Raw genomic sequence first — 25,458 nt, 5'->3', positions numbered from 1 at the left:
AGCCGGCGGCACGACCGCGACGGGCTGTATCGCCGCCACGGGCGCGACCGGCACAGGCGCAGCCATTGCCACGGGTGCCGGTGCCGGCATGGGAGCGGACATGGGAGCGACAGGCGCAACGGGCGCAGCTGCAGCCACCGGCACCGCGCGCGTCGACGACACCACCGGCGCACCGACGCCAGAGGCCTGCGGGCCGTAGGCGCCCACGCGCTCTTCCGCGGTCATCGATTGCGGGCACTTGGTGCCTGTCATCTCCAGGGCCGCCTGGGCTGCGGCGTCCATGCAGTCCATGGCCAGCGAGGCTGCCTTCATGCCCTTGTTCCAGAGCTCGCGGCTCATCTTCAGGCGCTTGCAGTGCTCGTCCGTCCAGGTGGTTCCGAAACTGAGGCCGACACCGGGGCCGTTGGCGCTGGCGCTGGTGCTGCCCATGCAGGTGTCGTTGCTGGTGGTCAGGTTGGGCCCGTTGACCGACGGCACGTTCTTGATCGTGTAGCTGCCCCCGTACTCGACGCCCGTCGAGCCGCTGTTGACGATGTTCTGCGTGCTCGTCACGCTCGAAGTGGTGTTCGAGGGACTCGCGAACGTCACGGCCTGGTTGTTGCCCTGCGCCGACGTGGTGGCCGAACTGCTCGACGCGTTGTTCGCGCCACCCGCAGTCGTTTGAGCCATGGAAGCCGCGGAAACAGTCAGCAATGCGAAGAAAAGCAGTTTTTTCATTTTCTCAACTCCTTTGAAGGCCGGGGGAGGGGCGGGCGCCCCTCCCATTTCCGATTGCAACAACCGATGCGCGTGAAGCTCAGGGTGCCGATGCCGTTGCGCCGGCGCCGGCCAGGCCGCTGGTGCCGCCACCGTTGCTGAAGCCGGCGGCATTGCCGAAGCTGGCGTTGATCACGCCGATGGAGCCGCCGTTGGAGCCCGCCGTGGCCGAGGTGGTCGTGCCGTTGAGGAAGCCGTTGATGGCGCCCGACGAGGCGTTGTAGCTGGAGGTCGTGCCCGAAGTACGCGTCACCACGGCCAGGCCGCCGCCAGGACCCGATGCGGTTGCCGCGGTGTTGTTGGTGGCGGAGGTGGCCATGCCGTTCGCGCTGCCGCTCACGGAGTTGGGGCCGCCGGCGCTGTAGTTCGCGTTGGAAGCCGCGCCTGCGTTGGCCGAGGCGTTGGCACCGCCCACCGCCAGGCCGTTGCCGGTCGTCGTGGCGATGCTGGTCACCTGGCCCTGGGTCGTGGCCGTGCCGCCCGCCGTTGCGCCGCCGATGCGTCCACCAGGAAAGCTGATCGCGCCACCCATGGCGTTGGCACTGGCCGACGAGCTGGAATTGGCCGCGTTGTAGCTCAACGCACTGCCCGTGCCCGAGCTCGCCGCCACCGAGCCGGCAGAACTGGAAGAGCCGGTCGTCGTGCTGGTGGCTGCAAGCGCCGTGGTGCTGGTTGCCGAGGCAACGCTTCCAACCAGGATCACTGCGATCGCGATGAGAGTCTTCTTCATGATGCTTCCTCGAAAGTTGTTGAAACGAACCCGATCGCCGGACCATCCGGCCATCAGCTAACGGTCAGTGAACACGGCTTGAAATGTTTCCGTGACGACCGGAACGCAGTTTCAGCGTCGAGGAGGGATCGAAAAATGCCTCAGGCTGGGTAATGCGAGGCTATGGCGAAAGGAGTGGATGAGCCCCTTGCCGAGGCGTGGATGAAACCGCTTTTCCATGCGGCGACCGTGACAAAAACTACAACTTTCGATGGACACGAAAGTCGAGTAGCAACAGAATGCAACCAAAGTAAACAAAAAAACTTAAACCAAGAATCTGAGTAGAAATGGATTAACTTTTGGTCACGAACAGGGTGATCTATTTGTCACAAAGGGGTTGGAATGGAAAGCGAACTCGACATTTCATTGACAGACATCGGAACTGGGGCTAGGAAATTTTCCAACCCCGGACAGTTCGGCGGGCTGCTCGCACCGTCCGCCGACACGCTCCCTTGGCCTGACTTCCTGACCGGTCAACAGACCAAGCCGGTGCGAGTGCTTCTGGTGGACGACGACCCCTTCGTGCGCCGCGTCATCGCCCAGGAATTGCTGAGCGATCTGCGCATCCAGCTCGAGGGCCAGGCCGGTACCCTGCGCGAAGGCCGGCGCCTGCTGATGCAACACGAATTCGACGTGCTCATGGTGGACATCCGCCTCGGGGACGGCAGCGGATTCGAGCTGATCGAAGAGGCCAAGAAACACCGCAGCGCGGCCGAGATCATCGTCATTTCGGCGCTCGAGGACGAACCCCAGGTGCTGCATGCCTTCGAGCTCGGCGCGTCGGGCTACCTCGTCAAGAACGCGTGGTTCCAGAGCTATGCGCAGGCCGTGCTGCAGGTGGTCAACGGGGGCGCCGCCATCACCCCCCGGCTGGCCCGCCGGCTGCTCGTGCACCTGGATCACAAGCGCTCGAATGTGAACCCGGTGCGCCCGCCGGACAGCAAGGCGACGTTATCCACCAGGGAGCGCGAAGTGTTGCGACTTGTAGCGACCGGGTATGTCACTGAAGAGATCGCCTTGCAGCTCACCATCAGTGCCCAGACGGTTAACGCGCACGTCAAGAACATCTACCGCAAGCTGCACGCCCACACCCGGGCCCAGGCGGTGAGTTTCGCGTCCCACCGGGGACTGCTCTAAGGTGCGCGATGCTCACGCCGCAGGTCTTTCACCTACCGCATCTTCTGGAAGACCAGTACGTGTGGTTGTCGATCGCCGCGTGGTGCGTGCTGCTGACCTGGCTGTGGCCGCGCATCTCCCGCCGGCGCGTCCTGGTGTGGGCCGCGCTGGCCGGGGCGCTGCACCTGACGCCGGTGACCGCGCAGGTGATTCGCGCCACCTCGGCCATCACCGTGCTGGCGCACGACATGCCGTTCACGTTCTGGGCGCTGCAGACCGTCAACGTGATGGTGCTGGGCATGATCGTGAGCATCTGGTATGTCACCCAGCGCCGCCGCACCCGTTGCCAGCAGGTGCAGGCCGTGCTCGCCGAGCGCCGCCGCATCGCCAACGACCTGCATGACGGCGTGGGTTCCCGGCTGGTGGCGCTGCTGGCCAGCCAGGACCCGAAAAAGGGCGCCGAGCCCGACGGCCTGTCGATGGCCCTGCAAGCCTGCCTGCTCGAACTCCAGATGACGGTGGACGACCTGGACGACCAGACCAGCGCCACCGCCGTCGAGCGGCTGGCCCACCTGCGCTACCGGCTGCAGCCCGCGTTCGACCGGCTGGGCGTTGCGCTGGTCTGGGACATCGCCAGCGCGGCGCACACCCGGCCGCTGCCGCCCGAGACCACGATGCAGATCTGCCGCGTGGCGCAGGAGGCGCTGTCGAACACGCTGCGCCACTCGCGCGCCACCCGCGTCGAGCTGCGCTTCGGCCCGCAGGGCCGCACCCACGGCCTGATGCTCGAGGTGCGCGACAACGGCCGCGGCCTGGGCGCCTCGGCGGGCGAGCCGCCCGAGCAACTCGGCAAGGGCCTGCGCAGCATGCGCGCCCGCGCCGACGCCATCGGCGGGGAGCTGGCCGTGATGGACATCGCCCCGCACGGCCTGTGCGTGCGCCTGCTGGTGCCGTGCGAGGAAGCACCGGCCGCCAGCACCCCGCCGCCGTCCGAAAGCATGCTGTAACACGCGCGCCGGACCACCCGGCCGGGGCCCGTTCCCGCCTATGGCAAACTTCCGCGCTTTGCCAGGGACGCGCTCAAGACATGCAGAAAATCATTCGCCAGCTCGCCGCCGAAATCAAGGTCGGCGAGAACCAGGTGAAGGCCGCCATCGAACTGCTCGACGGTGGCGCCACGGTTCCGTTCATTGCCCGCTACCGCAAGGAGGCCACCGACGGCCTGGACGACGTCCAGTTGCGCGAGCTGGAAGCCCGCCTTTCCTACCTGCGCGAGCTGGAAGACCGCCGCGTGGCGGTGCTCAAGGCCATCGACGAGCAGGGCAAGCTGACCCCCGAGCTGCGCGTCGCGATCGAATTCGCGCCGACCAAGCAGGAGCTTGAAGACCTGTACCTGCCGTTCAAGCAGAAGCGCCGCACCAAGGGCCAGATCGCCCGCGAGTTCGGCATCGAGCCGCTGGCCGACAAGCTGCTGGCCGACCCCACGCTCGACCCCGCCGTGGAAGCCAAGGCCTTCCTGCAGCCCGCCACCACGCTGGACGACGGCAAGCCGGGCCCCGATTTCTCGACCGTGCCGTTGGTGCTGGACGGCGTGCGCGACATCCTGTCCGAGCGCTGGGCCGAAGACGCTGCCCTGGTGCAGGGCCTGCGCGAATGGCTCTGGAACGAAGGCCTCCTCAAGTCCAGCCTGATGGCCGGCAAGGACGAGAACAACGCCGACATCGCCAAGTTCCGCGACTACTTCGAATACGACGAGCCCATCGGCCGCGTGCCCTCGCACCGCGCGCTGGCCGTGTTCCGCGGCCGCGCGCTCGACATCCTCGACGCCAAGCTGGTGCTGCCGGTGGAGCCCGAGCCGGGCAAGCCCAGCATCGCCGAAGGGCGCATTGCGCTGCACCTGGGCTGGAGCCATGCGGCACGGCCTTCGGACGACCTGATCCGCAAGTGCGTGGCCTGGACCTGGCGCGTCAAGCTGGCGCTGTCGACCGAGCGCGACCTGTTCACCCGCCTGCGTGAAGACGCCGAGAAGGTCGCCATCAAGGTGTTCGCCGACAACCTGCGCGACCTGCTGCTGGCCGCGCCGGCCGGCCCGCGCGTCGTGATGGGGCTGGACCCCGGCATCCGCACCGGCGTGAAGGTGGCCGTGGTCGACTCGACCGGCAAGCTGGTCGAGACCGCCACCGTGTTCCCCCACGAGCCGCGCAAGGACTGGGAAGGCTCGCTGCACACGCTGGGCAAGCTGTGCGCCAAGCACGGCGTGAACCTGATCGCCATCGGCAACGGCACCGCCAGCCGCGAAACCGACAAGCTGGCCGCCGACCTCATCAAGCTGCTGGCCAAAATAGCCGCGCAGGCCGGCGCGCCGGAAATGAAGGTCGACAAGGTCGTGGTCAGCGAAGCCGGCGCCTCCGTGTATTCGGCCAGCGAGTTCGCCTCGCAGGAGATGCCCGACGTCGACGTGAGCCTGCGCGGCGCCGCCTCCATTGCGCGCCGCCTGCAAGACCCGCTGGCCGAGCTCGTGAAGATCGACCCCAAGAGCATCGGCGTGGGCCAGTACCAGCACGACGTGAACCAGAGCGAACTCGCGCGCACCCTGCACGCCGTGGTCGAAGACTGCGTGAACTCGGTGGGCGTGGACCTCAACACCGCGAGCGTGCCGCTGCTCAGCCGCGTCTCGGGCCTGTCGGGCAGCGTGGCCAAGGCCGTGGTGCGCTGGCGCGAGTCGAACGGTGCGTTCGCCACGCGCAAGCAACTGCTCGACGTGACCGGCTTCGGCCCCAAGGCCTTCGAACAGAGCGCGGGCTTCCTGCGCATTCGCGGCGGCACCGACCCGCTGGACGTGACCGGCGTTCACCCCGAAACCTATCCGCTGGTCGAGCAGATCATCGTGAAGACGGGCAAGCCCATCGCCGAGCTGATGGGCCGCGCCGACATGCTCAAGACCCTGAAGCCCGAGCTGTTCGCCAACGAGAAGTTCGGCGTGATCACGGTCAAGGACATTTTGGGCGAACTCGAGAAGCCCGGCCGCGACCCGCGCCCCGACTTCAAGGTGGCACGCTTCAACGACGGCGTGGACGACATCAAGGACCTGGTCGAGGGCATGATCCTGGAGGGCACCGTGAGCAACGTGGCCCAGTTCGGCGCGTTCGTCGACCTGGGCGTGCACCAGGACGGCCTGGTCCACGTGAGCCAGCTGAGCCACAAGTTCGTGAACGACGCGCGCGAAGTCGTCAAGACCGGCGACATCGTCAAGGTCAAGGTGATGGAAGTGGACGTGGCGCGCAAACGCATCGGCCTGTCGATGAAGCTCGATGCAGCGCCCGCGCGCCGCGACGGCCCGCGTGACAACCGCTTCGAAGGCGCGGGGCGCGGCCAGCAGCAGCAAGGCCGCCGCGACAACTCGCCGCAGCCGGCGGGGCAGATGGCGAGTGCGTTTGCCAAGCTGCAGGGGTTGCGCAAGTAAACCGCGCAATGCACGGTTCTTGCTGACCCACCCGGCATGATGAAAGCCCTGCGCATCTACGCCGGCCCCGCGGCCCGCAAGCACATCGCGCAGCACGGGCTGCGCCCGAATGACATCCGCACCGTCCCCGGCGCGGCGGGCGGGCCCAAGGGCCTGATCCTCGGGCCGCTCGACCGTTTCATCTTCGGCCGCTGGCTCACGCAGAGCAGCCAGCAGGTGCACCTGGTGGGCGCGTCGATCGGCGCGTGGCGGCTGTCGACGGCCTGCCTGTCGGACCCCGAGTCGGCCTTCCAGCGCTTCGAGCACGACTACGTGCGCCAGCAGTTCGAGGTGCCGCCGGGGCAAAAGCGCCTCAGCCCGCATCAGTTGAGCGAGCGTTTCGCCGAGAGCCTGCACGACTTCTACGGCGGGCGCATCGCCGAGGTGCTGAACCACCCGCGCTATCGCCTGCACGTGGTGACCTCGCGCGGCCGCCACATCCTCGGGCGCGAGGGCAGGGCGCGCACGCCGGTCGGCTACCTGGGCGCCTTCGCCACCAACAGCCTGCACCGCAAGAGCCTGGGCGCGTGGCTGGAGCGCTGCGTGTTTTCCACGCCCGGCGCGGCGCTGCCTTTCGGCACCCAAGACTTCCGCACGCGCCAGCACGCGCTGAGCGAGGCCAACTTCAACCTGGTGCTGCAGGCCTCGTGCTCCATTCCGTTCCTGCTGGCGGCGGTGCACGACATTCCGGGTGCGCCGCGCGGTGCCTACTGGGACGGCGGCATCACCGACTACCACCTGCACCTGGACTACCAGCCGGCCGACGACGGCCTGGTGCTGTACCCGCACTTCCAGCAGGCGGTGGTGCCGGGCTGGCTCGACAAGGGGCTGCGCTGGCGCCACAAGTCGACTGGTTTCCTCGACCGCATGGTGGTGCTCGCGCCCGACCCCGAATGGGTGAAGACGCTGCCCAACGGCAAGCTGCCCGACCGCAAGGACTTCATCCGCTTCGCCAACGACGCGCAGGCGCGCATTTCAGCCTGGGGCCGGGCCACGCGCGAGGCCCAACGGCTGTCCGACGAGTTCGAGGACTGGCTTCAGCGCGGCGACGCGGCCGAAACGCTGCCCCTCTGACTCCCGGACGTCGACTGCACCGCGCAGTCGAGGATGTTGACGTAGACCCTGTCGCCGACCCGTGGCGCCGGATCGGTGGGCAGGTCCACGGTGCCGAGCGAGCGTGTGTGCACGCCGCCGCCGTGGTAGCGCACGACGACATAGGGCGCCGCGGGGTTCGCACCGAAGCCGCAGTCGTGGTCGGCCGTGCGCGCCAGATCGCCGGCGCGGCCGATCTCTACGATTTGCGCGGACCGCCAGCCGGCCGAATAGTCGAAGCGACTGGTGCCGGGCGCCGCCGCGCAACCCGCCAGCAGGACCGCAGCGGCCCATGCCGCCGTGGCCGGAGCAACGAGCCGCCTCATGGTTTCGCCGCGACCGCCGCCGTCGCCTGGATCTCCACGCGGTATTCGGAGTCGATCAGCTTCGCGCCCACCGTGGCGCGCGCGGGCGTGTGGCCCACGGGCACCCACTCGTCCCACACCGAGTTCATCGCGGCGTAGTCGCCCACGGTGCGCAGGTAGATCGTCACGCTCACCAGGTCTTGCTTGGTCGCGCCTGGGTGGCGAGCATGCCGTCGATGTGGTGCAGGATCTCGCGCATTTGCCCGGTGATGTCCAGCGACGGGTTCTCCGCCACCTGGCCCGACAGATAGAGCAGGCGCGCGCTGCCGAGATCGACGACCACCATCTCGCTGAAGCGCGGGCCCATGTCGTGGCGGATGATGTTCATGGCGATGTGGTTTTCGAAGCAGTGGAAAGAGGGGCGGCCGCAGCCGCCAGGTTGTCGGCCGGCGCGTTCCACCAGCCGCCGCCCAGCGCCTGGAAGAGGGCGGCCGCGTCGGTCAGCCGCAATGCGCGGGCCTGCACGAGATTGAGCTGTGCCTGCTGCTGGGCCTGCTGCGCCAGGCGCAGCGCCAGCGCGCTGGCGTCGCCCAGCTGCACCTGCTTGCGCGTGCGCGCCAGGCTCTGCGCGGCGGTGCGCTCGGCCTTGATCGAGGCCTGCAGCGCATGCGTGTCGGCGTCGATGGCCTCGAGCGTGTTGGCCACGTCCTGGAAGGCGGCCAGCACGGTGGCGCGGTACTGCGCCGCGGCCTGGTCGAAGCCGGCGCGCGCGGCGGCTTCCTTGTGCTTGAGCGCGCCGCCGTCGAACACGGGCTGCGTCACGCTCGCGGCCACGGTCCAGAACAGCGACGACGACTTGAACAGCTGCGACAGCGTGAGCGCCGACGAGCCGTACGAGTTCACGCCCAGCGTCACGTTCGGCAGCCGCGCGGCCACCGCCACGCCGATGGCGGCGCTCGCGGCCTGCAGTTGCGCTTCGGCCGCGCGCACGTCGGGCCGGTGCTCGACCAGCGTGGACGGCAGCGTCAGCGGCAGTTCGGCGGGCAGTTGCAGTGCGTCGAGATCGAAATGCGCCGCCACGCCTTCGCTCGGGTAGCGCCCCGCGAGCGTGGCGAGCAGGTTGCGCTGCTGCGCGAGCTGCTTGTCCAGCGGCGGCAGCGTGGCCTCGGTCGCGGCCAGCGAGGCCTCCTGTGCGTCGACGTCGGCCGGCGCCGCCTGGCCCAGCGCCAGTTGCTTGCGATAAGCCTTCAGCACTTCCTTCTGGCCTTCGATGATGGCCAGCGTGGCGCGCTGCTGGCCGCGCAGCGAGGCTTCGGTGATGGCGGCGGCCACCACGTTGCTGCTCAGCGAGAGCTTCGCGGCCAGCGTCTGGAAGCGCTGCTGCTCGGTCTGCGCCTGCGCGCCCTCGACCTGCCTTCGCGTGGCGCCGAAGACGTCGGGCGTGTACGACACCGTGAGCTGCGCGGTGTGCAGGGTGTAGAGGTTGGCGTTCGAGGACACCGGGCTTGCGACCGCGCTGGCCACGCGCTGCCGCGTGGGCGCGTAGCCCACGCCCACGGTGGGCCAGAAGGCGGCGCGGCTGGCGGCCTCGTTTTCCCGCGCCGCGCGCAGCGCCGCATCCGCGGCCTCGATGGTCGGGTTGCCCGTCAGGCTTTGCGTGACCAGTGCATTCAGCGGCTCGGAGCGAAAGGCCTGCCACCACTGGGCCGGTACGTCGAGGTCCGGCTGCAGGCGCGGCAAAGGCACGCCCTCGGCTTCGGTCGTGGCGGGCGGGGCCGCCGTGTACCGCGCGGGCAGGTTCAGCGGCGGCCGCGCATAGTCGGGCCCGACCGCGCAGCCGCCCAGCAGCACGAGCGCAATGCCGGCCGCCATGGGCGCTGCAAGGCTTGTCTTCTTCTTCGTCGTCATCTTTCTGCTTTCCTAGCGGTCGCGGCGCGAACGGGTGCCCCAGCCCTTGCGCTCGAAGAAGCGCTCCATCGCGAAGAACAGCGTCGGCAATATGAACAGCGTGAGCAGCGTCGACACCACCAGCCCGCCCACCACCACCGTCGCCAGTCCGCGCTGCACGTCGGTGCCCACGCCCGTGGCCAGTGCCGCCGGCAGCATGCCGATGGACGCCACCGTGGCCGTCATCAGCACCGGCCGCAACCGCTCGGCCGCGCCTTCGAGCACCGAGGCCTGCAGCTCCAGACCTTCGCCGCGCACGCGGCGGAAGTTCGCGACCATGATGATCCCGTTCTGTATCGACACGCCGAACAGCGCGATGAAGCCCACCGCCGTGGCCACGTTGAGCGTTTCACCCGCCACGTGCACGGCGATCAGCCCGCCCAGCGTGGCCATCGGCACCACGCCCAGGATCAGCGCCACCTGCCGGATCTTGCCGAACTGGAAGAACAGCAGCACGGCCATGATGCCCACCACGATGGCCAGCGAAATGCCCAGCCGCGACTGCGCGCGCTGCTGGTTCTCGAACTGGCCGGCCCACTGCAGCCGGAACTTGTTCGGGTCGAACTTCACTTCCTTGGCGATGCGCTCGCGCGCCTCCACCAGGTAGGAGGCCAGGTCGCGGTCGCGGTTGTCCACGCGCACGGTGATCTGGCGCTCGTTCATTTCGTGCGAGATGGTGCTTTCGCCGGTCTGCAGCCGGATGTCGGCCACCTGCGACAGCGGCACCTTGGCCCCGCTGGAGCTGTTGAGCAGCAGCGCGCCCAGGGCCTCGGTGTTGCCCTTGGCGCTCCTGGGCATCTTCACCGACACGCCGTAGGTGCGGTTGTCCGCGTACACGGTGATGACGGGCGCGCCCCCGATGCCGGTCTGGATCAGGTTGGCCACGTCGTTCGCGTTCACGCCGAAGCGCGCTGCCGCCTCGCGGTCGAGCTGGATCACCACCTGCGGAATCGGCGGCTCCTGGAACAGCGAGGCCGAGGCCGTGCCGCGCACCGTGCCCAGCAGCTCGACGATCTGGTTGCCGATGCGCCGGCTCTCCTTCAGGTCGTCGCCGTAGATGCGCAGCACCAGCGGGCTGTGGGCGCCGCCCACCGCGTCGTTCACGCCGTCGATGATCGGCTGGCTGATGCCCACGTCGAAGCCCGGCATGCGCGCGAAACGCTCGGTCAGCGTGTGCACGAAGGCGGCCTTGTTCACGCCCGCCGGCCACTCGTTGTAGGGCTTCAGGCCCACCGGCACTTCCATGTGCGACGGCGTCCAGGGGTCGGTGCCGTCGTCGTTGCGCCCGAGCTGCGTCACCACGTAAGACACCTCGGGGTATTCGAGCAGCACGTGACGCAGCTCGGTCGCCATGTCGCTGGCCTTGTCCAGCGACAGGCCCGAGGGCAGTTGCACCTGCAGCCATAGCGCGCCTTCGTCGATGTCGGGCAGGAACTCGCGCCCGGCCGTGGCGCCCAGCACCACCACCGCGGCCAGCGCCAGCGCGCTCAGGCCGTAGGCGATGGCGGGCACGTCGAGCAGCTTCGCCAGCACGCGGCGGTAGGCGCCCGTGAGCCACACCAGCGGTTTGTTGACGAAGGGCTTGCTCGGCTTGCGCAGCGCCACGTAGGCCAGGCTCGGAATGAGCGTGAGCGCGCAGAGCAGGGCGCCCACCAGCGCATAGCCCACCGTGAACGCCATCGGCTTGAACAGCTTGCCCTCGGCGCGCTCGAAGGCGAACAACGGAAAGTACGCGGTGATGATGATCAGCGTGGCAAAGAAGATCGGCCCCGACACATGGCTCACCGTCTCGAGGATGTTGCCCTCGGTGAGGGTGGCGTTCGGTTCTTCCTCGCGCCGTCGCAGGATGGCCTCCATCACCACGATGGCGCCGTCCACGATGATGCCGAAGTCGATCGCGCCCAGCGAAAACAGGTTGGCCGGCATGCGCGTGAAGTGCATCACGATGAACACCGTCACCAGCGACATCGGAATGGCCACCGCCGCCACCACCGCGCTGCGCGGGCTGCCCAGGAAAAGAATGAGCACGAAGCACACCAGCGCCATACCCTCCAGCACCGTGTGCGTCACCTTGTCGACGGTGAGCTTCACCAGGTCGTCGCGGTCGATGTAGGGCACGATCTTCACGCCCAGGGGCGCCAGCTGCGCCTGCAGCTCGTCGATTTTCTTGTGCACGCCTTCGAGCACGCGCGAGGGGTTCTCGTACTTGAGCATCAGCACGATGCCCTCGATGGTGTCGGGGTTGGTGTCCTTGCCCAGGATGCCGCCGCGCTCCTGGTGGCCGAACTGCAGCCGGCCCAGGTCGCGCACCATCACCGGCGAGCCGCTGTTCTGCGCCACCACCACCGTGCCCAGGTCGTCCAGCGTGTGGATCTGGCCGATGCCGCGCACCACGTAGCTCTGGTCGCCGCGCGCAATGCGCCCGCCGCCCGCGTTGGCGCTGTTGTTGTTGATGGCCGTGACCACGTCGTTCAGCACCAGCCCGTACTTCTGCAGGCGCGCCGGGTCCAGCTCAAGCTGGAACTCCTTGGTGAAGCCGCCGAAGTTGTTGATGTCGACCACGCCCGCCACCTGCTTGAGCGCGGGAATCACCTTCCAGCGCTGGATCTCCGAAAGCTCCATCAGGTTCTTCGTGTCCGACTCCAGCGTGTAGCGGTAGATTTCGCCCGCCGGCCCGGCCACCGGGCCCAGGCCCGGCTGCGCGCCCGAGGGCAGGCTGACCTGGCCGATGCGCTCGGTCACGCGCTGGCGCGCGAAGTAGTCGTCGGTGCCGTCCTTGAAGCTCAGGTTGATCAGCGACAGCCCGAAGGTGCTGCTCGAGCGGATCGACGCCAGCCCCGGCGTGTTGCTCAGCGCGCGCTCCAGCGGCGTGGTGATCTGCTGCTCGATCTCTTCGGCGGCCAGGCCGTTGACCTGCGTCGTCACCTGCACGGTCACGTCGCCGAGGTCGGGGTAGGCCTCCACCGTCATCTGCGTCCACGACCACGCGCCGAACAGCACCAGCGCGATCGACATCGCCCAGGCCAGGTGCCTGCGGCGAAAGAACTGGGTGATGATGAGATTAATCATTCAGCAGCACACCGCCACGCACCACCACGCGCTCGCCCGCGGCCAGGCCGCTGCGGATGCGCACCCGGTCGCCGTCTTCGCGGCCCAGCTCGACCATGCGGCGCACGAAAGTCCAGGGCTGCGCTTCGACGAACACGCTCACGCTGTCGTTGTTCATCAGCAGGGCCGAGGCCGGCACCTGCGGCTGCGTGCCCTGCGGCACGCCGAGCACGGCGGTGGCGTACATGTTGGGCTTGAACAGCCCCTGGGGGTTGGCGAACACGATGCGTGCCTTGGCACGGCGCGTGTCGGCGTCGAGCACCGCGCTCACGAAACCGATCTTGCCGCTGAAGCTGCGGCCCGGGTAGGCGGCCAGCGTGACCACCGCGTTCTGCCCGGCGGCCACAGCGCCCACCACGCTCTCGGGCACGTTGACCGTGACCCAGACCGCGTCGAGGTTGGCCACCGTCATCAGCACCGCGTTGGCGTCGTTCAGGTTGGCGCCCGGCGCGGCGTTCAGCGTCGTCACCGTGCCCGACAGGGGCGCGACCACCTTCAGCACCTGGCCGGCCTGCGCGCCGCTGCCGTCCGCGCCCAGGCTGCGCAGCCGGGTCTCGCTGCGGCGCAGTTCGGCGCTTTGCTGCGCGACGGCGCTTTGCGCGGCCTCCACGTCCTTCATCGCGTTCGAGCCGGCTTCGTTGACGCCGCGCGCGCGCACCAGGGCGCGCTGCGCCAGGTCGAGCGCGTCGCGCGCCTTCTGCGCGTCGGACACGGCCTGCGCCAGGTCGGGCGAGCCGATGGTCGCGAGCACCTGGCCGCGCTTGACGGTATCGCCCAGGCGCACTTTCAGCTCGAGCAGCTTGCCGGTCAGCGGCGGCAGGATGTTGACGGTGCTGGCCGGGTTGGCTTCCACCGTGGCGGGCAGGCTGACGTCGTGCGGGGCGCTTTCCTCGGCGACCGTGGCCACCAGCAGGCGCTCGCGCAGCGGCGAGCCGGCGGGCACGGTCAGCCGGTTGCCCTGGCGCACCAGCAACGGTGCCGGCGCGGCGGCGGCCACCGTGGCGGCATGGGCGACGCTGCCGTTAAGGGTGTCCACGCACAGCGCGGCGCACAGCAGCACGCCGAAGAAAATTCGGGCGGGGGTGATCTGGTACAGGGATTTCTTCTTCATCTCAGGGCATCCGTGGGGCCGGACGCACTGCGCACGGAATCCCTTTCCATGCCCTTGACCCGCCCCGTCACCCCGAAGGAGGGTACGAAAGCACGACTGAAGAAGCTCCCAAGAAATCCTGAAGTTCTCTTCAGGATCTTCAGAATCGGTGGGCTCGCGTCAGGTTGGCGCGGCATGATCCACGCCGATGAGAATTCTGTTGATCGAAGACGACCGCAAGGCCGCGCGGCTGCTGGCGCGGGGGCTGCAGGAAGAGGGCTTCGTGGTCGACGTGGTGCACACGGCCGAGGAGGGCGACGAAGAAGCCTTCGTCACCGCCTACGACCTGATCGTGCTCGACTGGATGCTGCCCGGCAAGGACGGCCTCACGCTGTGCCGCGACCTGCGCCAGCGCGGCTGCAAGACGCCGGTGATGATGCTCACCGCCCGCGACGCCCTGAGCGACCGCGTCACCGGCCTGAACACCGGCGCCGACGACTACCTGACCAAGCCCTTTGCCTTCGACGAGCTGCTGGCGCGCGTGCGCGCCTTGCTGCGCCGCTCCGAGATCATGCGGCCGGTGGTGCTGTCGGTGGCCGACCTGAGCCTGGACCCGCACAGCCAGCGCACGGTGCGCGGCGGCAGCGTGCTGGAGCTGACGCACAAGGAGTTCGCGATCCTGCAGATCCTGATGCGCCATGCCGGCGAGGTGGTGAGCCGCTCGCGGCTGGCCGAGCAGGTGTGGAAGGACGACCTGATCGCCATCGACAACCTGATCGACGTGCACATCAGCAACCTGCGCCGCAAGGTCGACGCGCCGCCGGCGCCGCCGCTGATCCAGACCGTGCGCGGGCGGGGCTTCCGGCTGGCGCCGGCCGATGACGGCGGCAACGGTGTGAACGGCGTGAATGGTGTTCACAACGGCCATGCTTAGCTTTCGCAAGCGGCTGGCGCTGGCCCACGTCAGCGTGATCGTGGTGGTGATGACCATTGCCGCCTTCGGCTCGTACTTCGTGTTCTCGCGCAACGTGCACGGCGAGCTCGACGCGGCGCTGCTCGCGCTGGCCGAGACCGAAATGGGCATGCTGCTGTCGGCGGGGTCGGGCGACACGGTCATCGTGCACGAGGCGCCGCCCGGTCCCGGCGCGCCGTCGTTCGTGCGGCTGGACCGGCTGGTGCAGATCGTCGATGCCGACGGGCGCGTGCTGGCACGCAGCAGCAACCTCGGCGAGGCGCAGCTGCCCATTCCGCCCGTGCTGCGCGAGCGGCTGGCGGCCGGCGAGACCGTGTTCGAAACGCTCAACGGCTTCGGCGAGGAACCGACCCGCATGGTGTCGGTGCCCGTGCCGGGCCGGGCCTCGCTCCTGGCGGTGCAGGTCGCGGGCTCGCTGGACGACGTCAACCGCACCGTGGGCATGGCCAGCGTGCTCTTCCTGATCCTGGGCGGCGCGCTGCTGCTGGCGCTGGGGGCGGCGGGCGCGCTGATCACGCGGCGGGCCTTCGGCGCCATTGCCGACGTGGTGCAGCAAGCCCGGCGCATCGGCGACGCGAACCTGGGCGAGCGCCTGCCGCACCCGGGCACGCGCGACGAGATCGGCCGGCTCGTCGACACGCTCAACGACATGCTGGTCCGCATCGAGCGGGGCATGGAGGCGCAGCGCCGCTTCACTTCCGACGCGTCGCACGAGCTGCGCTCGCCGCTGTCGCGGCTGCGCACCGAACTCGAACTGGCCTTGCGACGGCCGCGCGAGCCCGCGACCTACGTGGAAACGCTGCGCTCGTCGCTGGAAGAGGTGGAGTCGCTGACCTTGCTGGTCGAGGAGCTGCTGGTGCTGGCGCGCATCGACGCCGGGCAGGAGCGCGACGCGGCCGAGACCGTGTCGCTCAACACGCTGGCCGAAGACGCGGTGCGCCGCGTCGAGCCGATGGCCAGGGAGCGCCGGCTGTCGCTGGTGCTGGAGCCCGCGCCACCCGTGGCCGCGCGGGTGGCACGGGGCGCGGCGAGCCTGGCGCTGGCCAACCTGCTGGACAACGCGCTGAAGTTCTCGCCGCCCGGCACGGTGGTGAACGTGAGCGTGCGCGCCGACGCGGAGGCCGACGAGGCCATCGTCAGCGTGTCGGACCACGGGCCCGGCATTCGCGGCGACGAACTCCCGCACCTGTTCGAGCGCTTCTATCGCGGGGCCACGGCGCGCTCGGACGAGAAGACGCCGGGCCTCGGGCTGGGGTTGGCGTTGTCGCAGGCGGTGGTGCATGCGCATGGGGGGCGGATTCAGGCGGCGAATGAAGCGGGGGGCGGGGCGCGCTTCGACATGCGGTTGCCGTTGGCGCGCTGAGCGTTGAGCCCGGTGGGCAAACCCTGAGCGCCGTGGCGCGCGGCGCTTCGAGAATGGCCCGGTCCGCTCCGGACCCAAGAACAAAGAGGGCCTCCACCACCATGCCGCACGCCACGCTGTCCCGCCGCCGCTTCACACTCGCCACGGCCGCCGCAAGCCTCGCCTTGCCATCACTTGCACAGCAGGCCGCATGGCCGAACAAGCCGATCCGCGTCGTCGTGCCCTACACGCCGGGCGGCTTCACCGACCAGATGGCGCGGCTCGTGCAGATCGGTCTGCAGACGCGGCTCGGCCAGCCCGTGCTGATCGACAACAAGCCCGGCGCCAACAGCCTGATCGGCGTGGACGCCATCGCCAAGGCGCCGCCCGACGGCAGCACTTTCGGCGTGGTCATCGCGGCCTATGCGGCCAACACCACGCTGTACCCCAAGCTGCCCTACGACCCGCGCAAGGACCTGGCCGGCGTGTCGCTGATGGGCGTGTCGCCGCTGCTGGCGGCGGTGAACATCGACTCGCCGTTCAAGACGGCGCGCGAGCTCATCGACTACGCGCGTGCCAACCCGGGCAAGGTGAGCTTCGGCTCGTCGGGCAACGGCTCGGCCGCGCACCTGACCACCGAGCTGTGGAAGTCGCTGACGCAGACGTACATGATCCATATCCCCTACCGGGGTGCGGTGCCGGCGCTGACCGACCTGATGGGCGGGCAGATCCAGCTTTTCTTCGACGCGCCCACGGGGCTCATCAACCAGGCGAAAGCGGGCAAGGTACGGCTGATCGGCGTGGCGGGCGACAAGCGGCTGGCCGCCGCGCCCGAGGTGCCGACCTTCATCGAGCAGGGCTTCGCGGGGTTCACGGGCAGCACCTGGGCGGGCATGCTGGCGCCGGCGGCCACGCCGCGCGATGTAGTCAAGCGCATGTCGGAAGAAGTGGCGCGCATCATCAGGAGCGACGACACGCGCGCCAAGCTCGACGCCATGGGCACCATCGCGGCGGGCAGCACGCCCGAGGAGTTCGACGCCTTCATTGCCACGGAGACCACCAAGTGGGGCAAGGTCATCCGCACGGCGGGGGTCAAGGCGGAGTAGGGCGCAGCATCTCCAGGTGCGGAATGCCGTCTTCGTCATAAGGCTCGCCGACCGCATGGAAGCCGAACGACGCATAGAACTTCTGGAGATAGAGCTGCGCCCCGATGCGCAGCGGAGCACCGGGCCACAGCGACTCGGCATACGCAAGGCCGCGCGTCAATAGTTCCTGGCCGAGCCCTCGGTTGCGATGCGCCGGCCCCGTCAACACGCGGCCGATCGAGGCTTCTTCGTACGACACGCCCGGCGGCAGCAGCCGCAGGCAGGCGGCCACCCGATCGCCGTCGAGGGCGTACAGGTGGTGGGCCTGCATGTCCTTGCCGTCGGGGTCGACGTAGATGCAGCGCTGCTGTGCGACGAACACCTCGCTGCGCACCGACAGGATCAGGTACAGGTCACGCGTGCTCAGCGCGTCGAAGCTCTTTTGATGCCATTCCATGGGGCGTGAACATAACAGGCGCGCAGCGACCCGTCGTGATCGGGCACGGACGCTGCTTCCGCTTGCCGCATCCCCTCAACAGCGCCCCTTCATGAAGCACTTCATCGTCGAAATCAAATACCTCGTGCCCCTCGAAAGCATCCAGGAATCCGTGCCGGCACACCGCGCCTATCTGCAATTGGGCTACGACGCCGGCATGCTCCTGTGCTCCGGCCCGAAGGTGCCGGCGACCGGCGGGTTCATGCTGGCTCGCGCCGAGTCGCTTGCCCGGCTCAAGGCCTTCTTTGCCGAAGACCCGTTCCATACCGACGAACTCGCGAGCTTCAGCTTCAGCGAGTTCAACCCGGTGAAGCGGCAGGGCTGGGCGGAGGCTTGGTTCGCGGAGCCTTCGGCCTGATGCGGCGGGGCCGCAAGGCCCTTGCCTACATCGACGCTTCGAGCATCGCCCGGTAGTCGTCGCGCGTGGCCAGCCGGGGGTTGGTCTTGTGGCAATGGTCGGCCATGGCGCCGTCGATGATCTTCTCGAACAGCGCGGGCGTGACGCCCACTTCGGCCAGGCCCTTGGGCAGGCCGAGGCGCGCATTCATGTCGCGAATGGCATCGCCGAGGTCGCCGGCCGAGTCCAGGTGCATGGCCTGCGCCATGCGCTGCAGCCGCTGCTCCTTGCGCACCGATTCAGCGCCCGAGTTGAAGTGGATGACGGCGGGCAGGAAGAGGGCGTTGAGCGTGCCGTGGTGCAGGCGCGGATCGACGCCGCCCAGGCTGTGGCTCAGCGAATGCACGCAGCCCAGGCCCTTCTGGAAGGCCATGGCGCCCTGCATCGACGCGCTCATGAGGTTCAGGCGCGCCTCGCGGTCGCTGCCGTCCTTGGTCGCGCGCTCGATGTGGCCCCAGGCGCGCTCGAGCCCGTCCAGGCCGATGCCGTCGGCCGGCGGGTTGAACGCGGCCGACATGAAGGTTTCCATGCAGTGCGCGATCGCGTCCATGCCTGTGGCGGCCGTGAGCTTGGGCGGCAGGCCGAGCGTGAGCTCGGGGTCGCAGATGGCGGCCTTGGGCATCAGGAACCAGCTGTGGAAACCGAGCTTGCGGTGGTCGTCGACGATCACGATGGCGCCGCGCGCCACCTCGCTGCCCGTGCCGCTGGTGGTGGGCACGGCAATGAGCGGCACCGCGCGCTCGGTGATCTTGGGCGAGCCGCCTTCGATGGTCGCGTAGGTCTTGAGCGGGCCTTCGTGCGTGGCCGCGATGGCCACGCCCTTGGCGCAGTCGATGGCCGAGCCGCCGCCCACGGCGATGAGGCCGTCGCAGCGGCCGCTGCGGTACAGCTCGACGGCCGCGCGCACGGCGGCTTCGGTGGGATTGGAGGGCGTCTGGTCGAACACCGACACCTCGAGATCCGCGATGGCGTCCAGCGCCTTCTGCAGTACGCCCGCCGCGCGCACGCCCGCGTCGGTCACGATCAGCGGGCGGTTGATGCCGATGCGCGCGCATTCGCTGGACAGCAGCTGGATGGCGCCGAATTCGAACTGGATCTGGGTGAGGTATTGGATGAGGGCCATGGGGATGTGTGAACGCTTGGAGCGGTACGATTGCCGACCAGCCAAATCTAACAAGAGCGAACAGTCTTGCACACGAATAAAACCCTTGCCGCTGTCGCACCCGGTACACCTTCCCTTGCTCCCCAGCCTCCCACGCAACCGCCGCTGACCGCGAAGATGGGCAGCGTGGTCGAGCGCATGGCGCGCGCCGGCCACCCCACGCTCGACCAGCTCACGCCCGACGAGGCCAAGGCCTCCTACGAAAAAGGCGCGGGCGTGCTCGAGGTGCCCAAGCCCGAGCTGGCGCGCATCGAGGACTTCAGCATCGCCGCGCGCGACGGCCATGCCATGCCCGCGCGGCTGTATGCGCCGTCGGCCGAGGTGCTGCCGGTGCTCATCTACTTTCATGGCGGCGGCTTCACCGTCGGCAACATCCGCACGCACGACACGCTGTGCCGCGTGCTGAGCCTGAAGAGCGGCTGCGCCGTGGTGTCGGTCGACTACCGGCTCGCGCCCGCGCACAAGTTCCCGACCGCGTCGAACGACGCGTGGGACGCGTTCCAGTTCATCGCCAAGGAGGGCGCGAGCCTGGGCCTGGACCCGTCGCGCCTGGCCGTGGCCGGCGACAGCGCGGGCGGCACGCTGGCGGCCGTGTGCGCCATCATGGCGCGCGACGCGGGCCTGCCGCTGGCGCTGCAATTGCTGATCTACCCCGGCACCGCGGCGCATCAGGACACGGCCTCGCACCTGCGCCACGAACACGGCCCGCTGCTGACGAAGGCGATGATCGACTTCTTCTTTTCGCAGTACGTTCGCACCCCGGCCGACCGCGACGACTGGCGCTTTGCGCCGCTGCTGGCCGACGACGTCGACGGCGTGGCGCCCGCATGGATCGGGCTGGCCGAGTGCGACCCGGTGGTCGACGAAGGCATTGCCTATGCCGACAAGCTGCGCGCCGCGGGCGTGCCGGTCGACCTGGAAATCTACCGGGGCGTGATCCACGAATTCATCAAGATGGGCCGGGCGATTCCGGAGGCGCTGAAGGCGCAGGACGACGCGGCCCGAGCCATCAAGGAAGCACTGACACCATGAGCGACACCGCCACCCAACGCGCGAATTTCCGTTTCTTCCACCGCCTGCGCGTGCGCTGGGCCGAAGTCGACATGCAGAAGATCGTGTTCAACGCGCACTACCTGATGTACTTCGACACCGCCATCGGCGACTACTGGCGCGCGCTGGCGCTGCCGTACGAAGAGGCGATGCATTCGCTGAGCGGCGACCTCTACGTGCGCAAGGCCACGATCGACTTTCGCGCGTCGGCCCGCATGGACGACGTGCTCGATGTCGGCATGCGCTGCGCGCGCATCGGCAATTCGTCGATGGTGTTCGAGGGCGGGCTGTTCCGGCAAGACCAGTTCCTGGTCGGCTGCGAGCTGGTCTATGTGTTCGCCGACCCGTCCACGCAGACCTCCAAGCCGGTGCCCGCCGTGCTGCGCGACACGCTGACCGGCTTCGAGGTCGGCGAGACGATGCGCACGGTGGAAACAGGCGACTGGGCCACGCTGGGCGAAGGCGCGGGCGCGTTGCGACGCGCGGTGTTCGTCGAGGAGCAGAACATTCCCGAATCGCTGGAGTGGGACGAACACGACGCGAGCGTGCTGCACGCGGTGGCGCGCAACCGGCTGGGACAGGTCATTGCCACGGGCCGGCTGCTGCACGCGGAGAACGGTGTCTCGCACATCGGCCGCGTGGCGGTGCATCGCAACATGCGCAGCGGCGGGCACGGCGCCGCGGTGATGAAGGTGCTCGAGGACGCCGCCCGCGCGCGCGGCGACCGCGAGGTGGCGCTGAATGCGCAGCGCAGCGCCGAGGGCTTCTACGCGCGCCTGGGCTACGCGGCGCACGGCGACGGCTTCGAGGAAGCCGGCATCCCGCACATCGAGATGCGCCGCGCGCTGCGCTGAGCGGCGCGCTTTTCTTCTTCAGTAGCGCGGCGGCGGGTCGGGCACGTAGCCGGGGTCGGAACCCGGGAACGGCGACGGGCCCGCCGGGCGCGGCCAGCGCGGTTGCGGCGCCACCGGAATCACGCCGGCCGCGACGAGGTTCTCGCGGCTGTCGTAGCGGATGCGGATCACCTCGTCGGGCGACGACTGCGCGCGCTCGAAGGTGGTCTTGCCGACATACGAGGTCTCGCGGCGGCCATGCGCGGTACCCAGGCTCGGGCTCGGCGCCGATTGGCGCGCCAGGTTGCCCGCGGGGGCTTCGGCGGCCGCATCGGCGCTGGGGGCGGGAGCGGCCTTGGCACGCGCGTCGCCCATGGACGACGATGACGATTCGCTGCGGCGCTCGCGCTCCTGGTATTCGTCGCGGCGCGAATAGGGCGTGATGGGCGGCGGCGGTTCGGGCATGCGCTCGCGGAACATGGCGATGCCGATCACGCCCACGTCGTCGGCCGGCCCGTGCGGCTGGCGTACGAGTTGGCGGCCGCCGAGAACTCGAAGGCCGCGATCTGCGAATCGCTCTTGCGCCAGCCCGTGACGTCGCTGCGCTCGCGCGGGCTGAACACGTAGCCGTTCTGCCCGACACCGGCCGTTTCGCCGGTGACGACGTTGACGCCGTCCACCGACATCACGGCCATGATCCGCTCGCCCATCGCATTGCGCGCCCGGATGGCATAGCGCGCGCCGGGGCGGCCGGCTACCCAGTATTCGCCGCGGTGGCGATACACCGGAAGTTCGGCGCCGGTGCCGCGATCGACCACGCTGATCTGCATCAGGGAGCCGATGCGGCTGGGGGGCGCGTAGCCGCGTTCCTGGCTTTGCGCGCCGCCCGCGAAAAGGGCCATGGCGCTCAGGGCCAGGGTGGTGGAAAAAAGTCTGCGCTGCATGGTGTCTTCCTTGCCGGGAGTTGATCTGTGCAGGCTTCTACGGCGCAGCTTCGGCAACGGGGTTAAGACACGTGCAAAAAAATGGCGCTGCCTTGTGCGACAGCGCCAGGCGCCCGTTCACGGGGCGCGGGAGGTCCGGAAGATCAGATGTCTTCGAGCAGCGGGTACGGCAGCGGCTCGACCGTGAGCGCCGGCCCGTCGACCGCGCCCGCGCGCAGGCCGCCGGCTTCGAGCGCCGCGATCTGCATCGACACCAGCGCCGCCCAGCCGCCGCCCGGCGCGGGCGTGGCCTGCGCCACGGTGCCCACGGGTTGCTCGGCGTCGCCGGCCGCGAACACTTCCTGGCCCACGCTCAGGGGGGCGTCGGCCTGCATGAGGAACGTGCGGCGCTTCAGCGTGCCGCGAAACTGGCTGCGCGCCACCACTTCCTGGCCGGGGTAGCAGCCCTTCTTGAAGTTGACGCCGCCAACCGACTCGTAATTGATCATCTGCGGCACGAAGGCGTCGATCACCGGGGTGGTCAGCGTGACGATGCCGCTGCGCACCTCGCTCCATTGCCACAGGCTGTCGTCGATGGCCGGGCCCGCCGGGGCCGCATGGCCAACCGGGGCGATCCACAGCGCGCGCGGCACGCCGTCGGCCGGGTAGAGCGAGATCGCACTCACGTCGTCGCCCACGGCGGTTCGCTTGCCGGGCGGCAGCGCGGCATCCAGGCCGTTGGCGGTGAGCGCGGTGCCGGCCAGGCCGTAAAGCGCGAACTGCTCGGTGGCGTCGGTCAGCTTGACCTTGGCGCGCAGCACGAACATCGACAGGCGCTTGAGCGTGGCGGCCAGGATGTCGCGGCTGCACACCAGGAGAATCAGCTCCGGTTGCGGCTTGATGCCGATGAAACTCGCGATCACACGGCCCTTGGCGGTGCACAGGGCGGCCAGGCGGGCGTCGGCGGGGCCGAGCAGCGAGAAGTCCTGTGTCAGCTGGCCGTGCAGGAAGCTGGCGGCATCGGGGCCTTCGGCGCGGATCACACCGAGGTGGCCGGACGGGGAGAGGGCGGCGACGCCATTGAGAACGACAGTGGTCATCGCTGAATTATCATGGCCGGGCCTGCTCCTTCGCAGCGGCAGGGACTCCGTCCTTGCGGCGCGCGGGGCCAGCGCCATTTCTTCTTTTTTCTTTCTTCCGTCTTCCCCACATCGGACACGTGCGCAGCTTTTTCCTCACGCTTTTCCTGCTCGCCGCCCTGGCCGCGCTCGCGCTCGGCGGCGCCGGCCTCTGGTGGGTGCACCAGCCGCTCAAGTTGCCGGCGCCCAGCGTCGACCTGTCGGTCGAGCCCGGCACCACGCCGCGCGGCATTGCCCAGGCCGTGGCCGACACGGGCGTCGACGTGCAGCCGCAACTGCTCTACCTGTGGTTTCGCGTTTCGGGGCAAGACCGCCAGATGCGCGCCGGCAGCTACGAGTTGGAACGCGGCGTCACGCCCAAGCTGCTGCTCAACATCCTGGTGCGCGGCGAGGAAGCCACGCGCAGCCTGGTGCTGGTCGAGGGCTGGAACATCCGCCAGGTGCGCGCCGCGCTGGCCAAGGCCGACCAGCTCAAGCCCGACAGCGTGGGCCTGACCGACGAGGCGCTGATGGCCAAGCTCGGCAAGCCGGGCCTGCACCCCGAAGGGCGCTTCTTCCCCGACACCTATACCTACTCGAAGGGCTCGACCGACATCGCCGTGCTGCAGCGCGCCATGCGGGCCATGGACAAGAAGCTGGAGGCCGCCTGGGCCGCCCGCGCCTCCGACTTGCCGCTCAAATCGGCCGATGAGGCGCTTATTTTGGCCAGCATTGTCGAAAAGGAGACAGGCAAGGCCAACGATCGCGCGGAGATCGCGGCCGTCTTCACCAACCGCCTGCGCATCGGCATGCCGCTGCAGACCGACCCGACCGTCATCTACGGCATGGGCACCGCCTTCGACGGCAACCTGCGCAAGAAAGACCTGCAGACCGACACGCCCTGGAACACCTACACGCGCGGCGGCCTGCCGCCCACGCCGATCTCCATGCCCGGCAAGGCCGCGCTGCTGGCGGCGGTGCAGCCGGCGCAAAGCAAATCGCTGTATTTCGTTTCGCGCGGCGACGGCACCAGCCAGTTCAGCAGTTCGCTCGACGACCACAACCGCGCGGTCAACCGCTACCAGCGCGGCGGCGGCGACTCCAAACCCAAGGCGACCCAATGAGTGACCAAGGCCTGTTCCTGACGCTGGAAGGCATCGACGGCGCCGGCAAGTCGAGCCACGTCGACGCGCTGGAAGCCCGCTTCAAGGCGCAGGGCCGCACGGTGGTGCGCACGCGCGAGCCCGGCGGCACGCCGCTGGCCGAAACGCTGCGCGGGCTGATCCTCGAAAAGCCGATGGACCCGCTGACCGAATCGCTGCTGGTGTTCGCGGCGCGGCGCGACCATGTGGTGCAGGTCATCGAGCCGGCGCTGGCGCGCGGCGACGTGGTGCTGTGCGACCGCTTCACCGACGCCACCTTCGCCTACCAGGGCGCGGGGCGCGGCTTCGACGAAGCCGTGCTGTCGACGCTCGAGCAATGGGTGCAGGCGGGGAGGGCGGCGCTGCCCGCGTCCGCGCTGCTGCAGCCGCACATCACGCTGTGGTTCGACCTGCGCCCGAGATCGCCGCGCAGCGGCTGGCCGGCGCGCGTGTGCCCGACAAGTTCGAGGCCCAGCCGGTCGAGTTCTTCCGCCGCGTGGCGCAGGGCTACGCGGCCCGCGCCGCGGCCGACGCCAAGCGCTTCGTGCGCATCGAGGCCAGCCAGGCGCGCGACCAGGTCTGGCAGCAGGTCGAGACGGCGCTGGTGGCGCGCGGCGTGCTGTCGCCGTTGGGCGGGGCTTCGCGATGAGCGCGCCGGCACTGTCCCCTTGGCTGAGCCGCCCGCTGACCGAACTGCTGCGCCAGCGCGGCCACGCATGGCTGCTGCAAGGCCCGTCGGGCATCGGTCAGTACGAACTGGCGCTGGCGTTGGCCTCGGCCTGGCTGTGCGAACAGCCGACGCCGGAAGGCACCGCCTGCGGCCATTGCGCGAGTTGCCACGCCATCGAGGTCCGCACCCACGCCGACCTGTGCGTGCTGATGCCCGAGGTCGCGATGATGGAGCTGGGCTGGGCGCTCGACGAAAAGGCCCAGGCCGACATCGACGACAAGAAGCGCAAGGCCAGCCGCGAGATCCGCGTCGAGGCGATGCGCGACGCGGTCGGCTTTGCCCAGCGCACCAGTGCGCGCGGGCGCGGCAAGGTGGTGCTGGTGTATCCGGCCGAGCGCATGAACAACATCACCGCCAATGCGCTGCTGAAGACGCTCGAAGAGCCCGTCGGCGACGTGCGCTTCGTGCTCGCCACCGAGGCCGCGTGGCAGTTGCTGCCGACCATTCGCAGCCGCTGCCTGGGTTTCACGCTGCCATGGCTGAAACGGCCGAGCCGAGGCCTGGCTGGCCGCGCAGGACGTG

Annotated in this window: 22 protein-coding genes and 3 pseudogenes; 13 read left to right on the top strand and 12 right to left on the bottom strand. The window is 69.1% G+C overall.

Going from position 1 to position 25,458, the window contains the following annotated elements; all coding sequences use genetic code 11:
- Together BMG07_RS43020 and BMG07_RS29060 are read right to left on the bottom strand one after the other, a co-directional pair.
- The coding region (locus BMG07_RS43020) for a hypothetical protein (protein ID WP_269759508.1) at nucleotides 1-717 on the bottom strand (717 nt) is incomplete at its 3' end.
- 79 nt (nucleotides 718-796) lie between these two features.
- Complete coding sequence (locus tag BMG07_RS29060; RefSeq protein ID WP_198087450.1) at nucleotides 797-1,486, bottom strand: hypothetical protein; 690 nt, start codon at nucleotides 1,484-1,486, stop codon at nucleotides 797-799.
- A 381-nt stretch (nucleotides 1,487-1,867) separates the two neighbouring features.
- Between BMG07_RS29060 and BMG07_RS29055 the strand changes: the two genes are divergently transcribed.
- From BMG07_RS29055 to BMG07_RS29040, 4 genes are all read left to right on the top strand, one after another.
- On the top strand, nucleotides 1,868-2,662 hold the full coding sequence (locus BMG07_RS29055) for a response regulator transcription factor (protein ID WP_198087449.1): 795 nt from the start codon (nucleotides 1,868-1,870) through the stop codon (nucleotides 2,660-2,662).
- An 8-nt stretch (nucleotides 2,663-2,670) separates the two neighbouring features.
- Nucleotides 2,671-3,648, top strand: coding sequence for a sensor histidine kinase (locus BMG07_RS29050; protein WP_198087448.1), 978 nt, complete (start codon nucleotides 2,671-2,673; stop codon nucleotides 3,646-3,648).
- A gap of 80 nt (nucleotides 3,649-3,728) precedes the next feature.
- Nucleotides 3,729-6,104, top strand: a complete 2,376-nt coding sequence (locus tag BMG07_RS29045; protein ID WP_198087447.1) for a Tex family protein — start codon at nucleotides 3,729-3,731, stop codon at nucleotides 6,102-6,104.
- A gap of 39 nt (nucleotides 6,105-6,143) precedes the next feature.
- Nucleotides 6,144-7,217 carry a phospholipase gene (locus BMG07_RS29040; protein WP_198087451.1) on the top strand — a complete coding sequence of 358 codons (1,074 nt, stop codon included), beginning with the start codon at nucleotides 6,144-6,146 and terminating at the stop codon, nucleotides 7,215-7,217.
- On the opposite strand, the gene BMG07_RS29035 is transcribed toward BMG07_RS29040, so the two are convergent.
- From BMG07_RS29035 to BMG07_RS29015, 6 genes are read right to left on the bottom strand one after another with little or no spacing between them, the layout of a single operon-like run.
- Nucleotides 7,181-7,561 (bottom strand): hypothetical protein, encoded by a 381-nt coding sequence (locus BMG07_RS29035; protein ID WP_198087446.1) that lies wholly within the window; start codon nucleotides 7,559-7,561, stop codon nucleotides 7,181-7,183. The genes BMG07_RS29040 and BMG07_RS29035 overlap by 37 nt on opposite strands.
- Entirely contained in the window at nucleotides 7,558-7,734 is a 177-nt protein-coding gene (locus BMG07_RS45120; RefSeq protein WP_374221339.1) for a Rid family hydrolase, read from the bottom strand. Before BMG07_RS45120 ends, BMG07_RS29035 begins: the two co-directional genes overlap by 4 nt.
- Nucleotides 7,731-7,928: a hypothetical protein gene (locus BMG07_RS45115; protein WP_374221338.1), complete on the bottom strand. Its 198-nt coding sequence runs from the start codon at nucleotides 7,926-7,928 to the stop codon at nucleotides 7,731-7,733. The genes BMG07_RS45120 and BMG07_RS45115 overlap by 4 nt, the downstream gene beginning before the upstream one ends.
- The gene (locus BMG07_RS29025) at nucleotides 7,925-9,448 is read right to left on the bottom strand and encodes an efflux transporter outer membrane subunit (protein ID WP_198087445.1); all 1,524 of its coding nucleotides are present in this window, start codon (nucleotides 9,446-9,448) and stop codon (nucleotides 7,925-7,927) included. The genes BMG07_RS45115 and BMG07_RS29025 overlap by 4 nt, the downstream gene beginning before the upstream one ends.
- 12 nt (nucleotides 9,449-9,460) lie before the next feature.
- Nucleotides 9,461-12,556: an efflux RND transporter permease subunit gene (locus BMG07_RS29020; RefSeq protein ID WP_198087444.1), complete on the bottom strand. Its 3,096-nt coding sequence runs from the start codon at nucleotides 12,554-12,556 to the stop codon at nucleotides 9,461-9,463.
- The gene (locus BMG07_RS29015) at nucleotides 12,549-13,706 is read right to left on the bottom strand and encodes an efflux RND transporter periplasmic adaptor subunit (protein ID WP_198087443.1); all 1,158 of its coding nucleotides are present in this window, start codon (nucleotides 13,704-13,706) and stop codon (nucleotides 12,549-12,551) included. Before BMG07_RS29015 ends, BMG07_RS29020 begins: the two co-directional genes overlap by 8 nt.
- A 187-nt stretch (nucleotides 13,707-13,893) precedes the next feature.
- Between BMG07_RS29015 and BMG07_RS29010 the strand changes: the two genes are divergently transcribed.
- From BMG07_RS29010 to BMG07_RS29000, 3 genes are all read left to right on the top strand, one after another.
- Entirely contained in the window at nucleotides 13,894-14,619 is a 726-nt protein-coding gene (locus BMG07_RS29010; RefSeq protein ID WP_198087442.1) for a response regulator transcription factor, read from the top strand.
- Complete coding sequence (locus BMG07_RS29005) at nucleotides 14,612-16,021, top strand: cell wall metabolism sensor histidine kinase WalK (RefSeq protein WP_198087441.1); 1,410 nt, start codon at nucleotides 14,612-14,614, stop codon at nucleotides 16,019-16,021. The genes BMG07_RS29010 and BMG07_RS29005 overlap by 8 nt, the downstream gene beginning before the upstream one ends.
- Nucleotides 16,022-16,122: 101 nt before the next feature.
- A complete protein-coding gene (locus BMG07_RS29000; RefSeq protein ID WP_198087440.1) occupies nucleotides 16,123-17,106 on the top strand; it encodes a tripartite tricarboxylate transporter substrate binding protein in 984 nt (327 codons plus the stop codon).
- Here the strand turns inward: BMG07_RS29000 and BMG07_RS28995 are convergent.
- Complete coding sequence (locus BMG07_RS28995; protein WP_198087439.1) at nucleotides 17,093-17,542, bottom strand: GNAT family N-acetyltransferase; 450 nt, start codon at nucleotides 17,540-17,542, stop codon at nucleotides 17,093-17,095. The genes BMG07_RS29000 and BMG07_RS28995 overlap by 14 nt on opposite strands.
- A gap of 91 nt (nucleotides 17,543-17,633) precedes the next feature.
- Between BMG07_RS28995 and BMG07_RS28990 the strand changes: the two genes are divergently transcribed.
- Nucleotides 17,634-17,939, top strand: coding sequence for a YciI family protein (locus BMG07_RS28990; protein WP_198087438.1), 306 nt, complete (start codon nucleotides 17,634-17,636; stop codon nucleotides 17,937-17,939).
- A gap of 25 nt (nucleotides 17,940-17,964) precedes the next feature.
- Here BMG07_RS28990 and BMG07_RS28985 read toward each other — a convergent pair whose 3' ends face one another.
- The gene (locus BMG07_RS28985) at nucleotides 17,965-19,101 is read right to left on the bottom strand and encodes an iron-containing alcohol dehydrogenase (protein ID WP_198087437.1); all 1,137 of its coding nucleotides are present in this window, start codon (nucleotides 19,099-19,101) and stop codon (nucleotides 17,965-17,967) included.
- A 156-nt stretch (nucleotides 19,102-19,257) separates the two neighbouring features.
- On the opposite strand from BMG07_RS28985, the gene BMG07_RS28980 reads away from it, so the two are divergent.
- Together BMG07_RS28980 and BMG07_RS28975 are read left to right on the top strand one after the other, a co-directional pair.
- Nucleotides 19,258-20,172 carry an alpha/beta hydrolase gene (locus tag BMG07_RS28980; protein WP_198087436.1) on the top strand — a complete coding sequence of 305 codons (915 nt, stop codon included), beginning with the start codon at nucleotides 19,258-19,260 and terminating at the stop codon, nucleotides 20,170-20,172.
- Nucleotides 20,169-21,044, top strand: coding sequence for a YbgC/FadM family acyl-CoA thioesterase (locus tag BMG07_RS28975; protein WP_198087435.1), 876 nt, complete (start codon nucleotides 20,169-20,171; stop codon nucleotides 21,042-21,044). Before BMG07_RS28980 ends, BMG07_RS28975 begins: the two co-directional genes overlap by 4 nt.
- Nucleotides 21,045-21,062: 18 nt before the next feature.
- On the opposite strand, the pseudogene BMG07_RS28970 reads toward BMG07_RS28975, so the two are convergent.
- Together BMG07_RS28970 and BMG07_RS28965 are read right to left on the bottom strand one after the other, a co-directional pair.
- Nucleotides 21,063-21,967: pseudogene (locus tag BMG07_RS28970) on the bottom strand (hypothetical protein).
- 143 nt (nucleotides 21,968-22,110) lie between these two features.
- A complete protein-coding gene (locus BMG07_RS28965; protein ID WP_198087434.1) occupies nucleotides 22,111-23,046 on the bottom strand; it encodes a folate-binding protein YgfZ in 936 nt (311 codons plus the stop codon).
- 119 nt (nucleotides 23,047-23,165) lie between these two features.
- Between BMG07_RS28965 and mltG the strand changes: the two genes are divergently transcribed.
- The 3 genes and pseudogenes from mltG to BMG07_RS28950 form a co-directional block, all read left to right on the top strand.
- Nucleotides 23,166-24,188: an endolytic transglycosylase MltG gene (gene mltG, locus BMG07_RS28960; protein ID WP_198087433.1), complete on the top strand. Its 1,023-nt coding sequence runs from the start codon at nucleotides 23,166-23,168 to the stop codon at nucleotides 24,186-24,188.
- A pseudogene (tmk, locus tag BMG07_RS28955) lies at nucleotides 24,185-24,855 on the top strand (dTMP kinase). The gene mltG and the pseudogene tmk overlap by 4 nt, the downstream one beginning before the upstream one ends.
- Nucleotides 24,852-25,458 (top strand): annotated as a pseudogene (locus BMG07_RS28950) (DNA polymerase III subunit delta'); the annotation flags it as partial. The pseudogenes tmk and BMG07_RS28950, both read left to right, overlap by 4 nt.

It is taken from the genome of Variovorax sp. E3 (assembly GCF_016082275.1).
Lineage (GTDB): Bacteria > Pseudomonadota > Gammaproteobacteria > Burkholderiales > Burkholderiaceae_C > Variovorax.
This window is presented reverse-complemented; position numbering and strand designations above follow the sequence as displayed.

Excerpts from the sequence above, each read along its gene's own strand:
- BMG07_RS29010 (WP_198087442.1), top strand. The coding sequence starts at position 13,894 with ATGAGAATTCTGTTGATCGAAGACGACCGCAAGGCCGCGCGGCTGCTG.
- BMG07_RS28965 (WP_198087434.1), bottom strand. The coding sequence starts at position 23,046 with ATGACCACTGTCGTTCTCAATGGCGTCGCCGCCCTCTCCCCGTCCGGC.
- BMG07_RS29020 (WP_198087444.1), bottom strand. The coding sequence starts at position 12,556 with ATGATTAATCTCATCATCACCCAGTTCTTTCGCCGCAGGCACCTGGCC.
- BMG07_RS29050 (WP_198087448.1), top strand. The coding sequence starts at position 2,671 with ATGCTCACGCCGCAGGTCTTTCACCTACCGCATCTTCTGGAAGACCAG.
- BMG07_RS28990 (WP_198087438.1), top strand. The coding sequence starts at position 17,634 with ATGAAGCACTTCATCGTCGAAATCAAATACCTCGTGCCCCTCGAAAGC.
- BMG07_RS28985 (WP_198087437.1), bottom strand. The coding sequence starts at position 19,101 with ATGGCCCTCATCCAATACCTCACCCAGATCCAGTTCGAATTCGGCGCC.
- BMG07_RS29045 (WP_198087447.1), top strand. The coding sequence starts at position 3,729 with ATGCAGAAAATCATTCGCCAGCTCGCCGCCGAAATCAAGGTCGGCGAG.
- BMG07_RS45115 (WP_374221338.1), bottom strand. The coding sequence starts at position 7,928 with ATGAACATCATCCGCCACGACATGGGCCCGCGCTTCAGCGAGATGGTG.
- BMG07_RS28980 (WP_198087436.1), top strand. The coding sequence starts at position 19,258 with ATGGGCAGCGTGGTCGAGCGCATGGCGCGCGCCGGCCACCCCACGCTC.
- BMG07_RS29005 (WP_198087441.1), top strand. The coding sequence starts at position 14,612 with ATGCTTAGCTTTCGCAAGCGGCTGGCGCTGGCCCACGTCAGCGTGATC.
- BMG07_RS29040 (WP_198087451.1), top strand. The coding sequence starts at position 6,144 with ATGAAAGCCCTGCGCATCTACGCCGGCCCCGCGGCCCGCAAGCACATC.
- BMG07_RS28995 (WP_198087439.1), bottom strand. The coding sequence starts at position 17,542 with ATGGAATGGCATCAAAAGAGCTTCGACGCGCTGAGCACGCGTGACCTG.
- BMG07_RS29000 (WP_198087440.1), top strand. The coding sequence starts at position 16,123 with ATGCCGCACGCCACGCTGTCCCGCCGCCGCTTCACACTCGCCACGGCC.
- BMG07_RS29025 (WP_198087445.1), bottom strand. The coding sequence starts at position 9,448 with ATGACGACGAAGAAGAAGACAAGCCTTGCAGCGCCCATGGCGGCCGGC.
- BMG07_RS29035 (WP_198087446.1), bottom strand. The coding sequence starts at position 7,561 with ATGAGGCGGCTCGTTGCTCCGGCCACGGCGGCATGGGCCGCTGCGGTC.
- BMG07_RS29060 (WP_198087450.1), bottom strand. The coding sequence starts at position 1,486 with ATGAAGAAGACTCTCATCGCGATCGCAGTGATCCTGGTTGGAAGCGTT.
- BMG07_RS29055 (WP_198087449.1), top strand. The coding sequence starts at position 1,868 with ATGGAAAGCGAACTCGACATTTCATTGACAGACATCGGAACTGGGGCT.
- BMG07_RS28975 (WP_198087435.1), top strand. The coding sequence starts at position 20,169 with ATGAGCGACACCGCCACCCAACGCGCGAATTTCCGTTTCTTCCACCGC.
- BMG07_RS29015 (WP_198087443.1), bottom strand. The coding sequence starts at position 13,706 with ATGAAGAAGAAATCCCTGTACCAGATCACCCCCGCCCGAATTTTCTTC.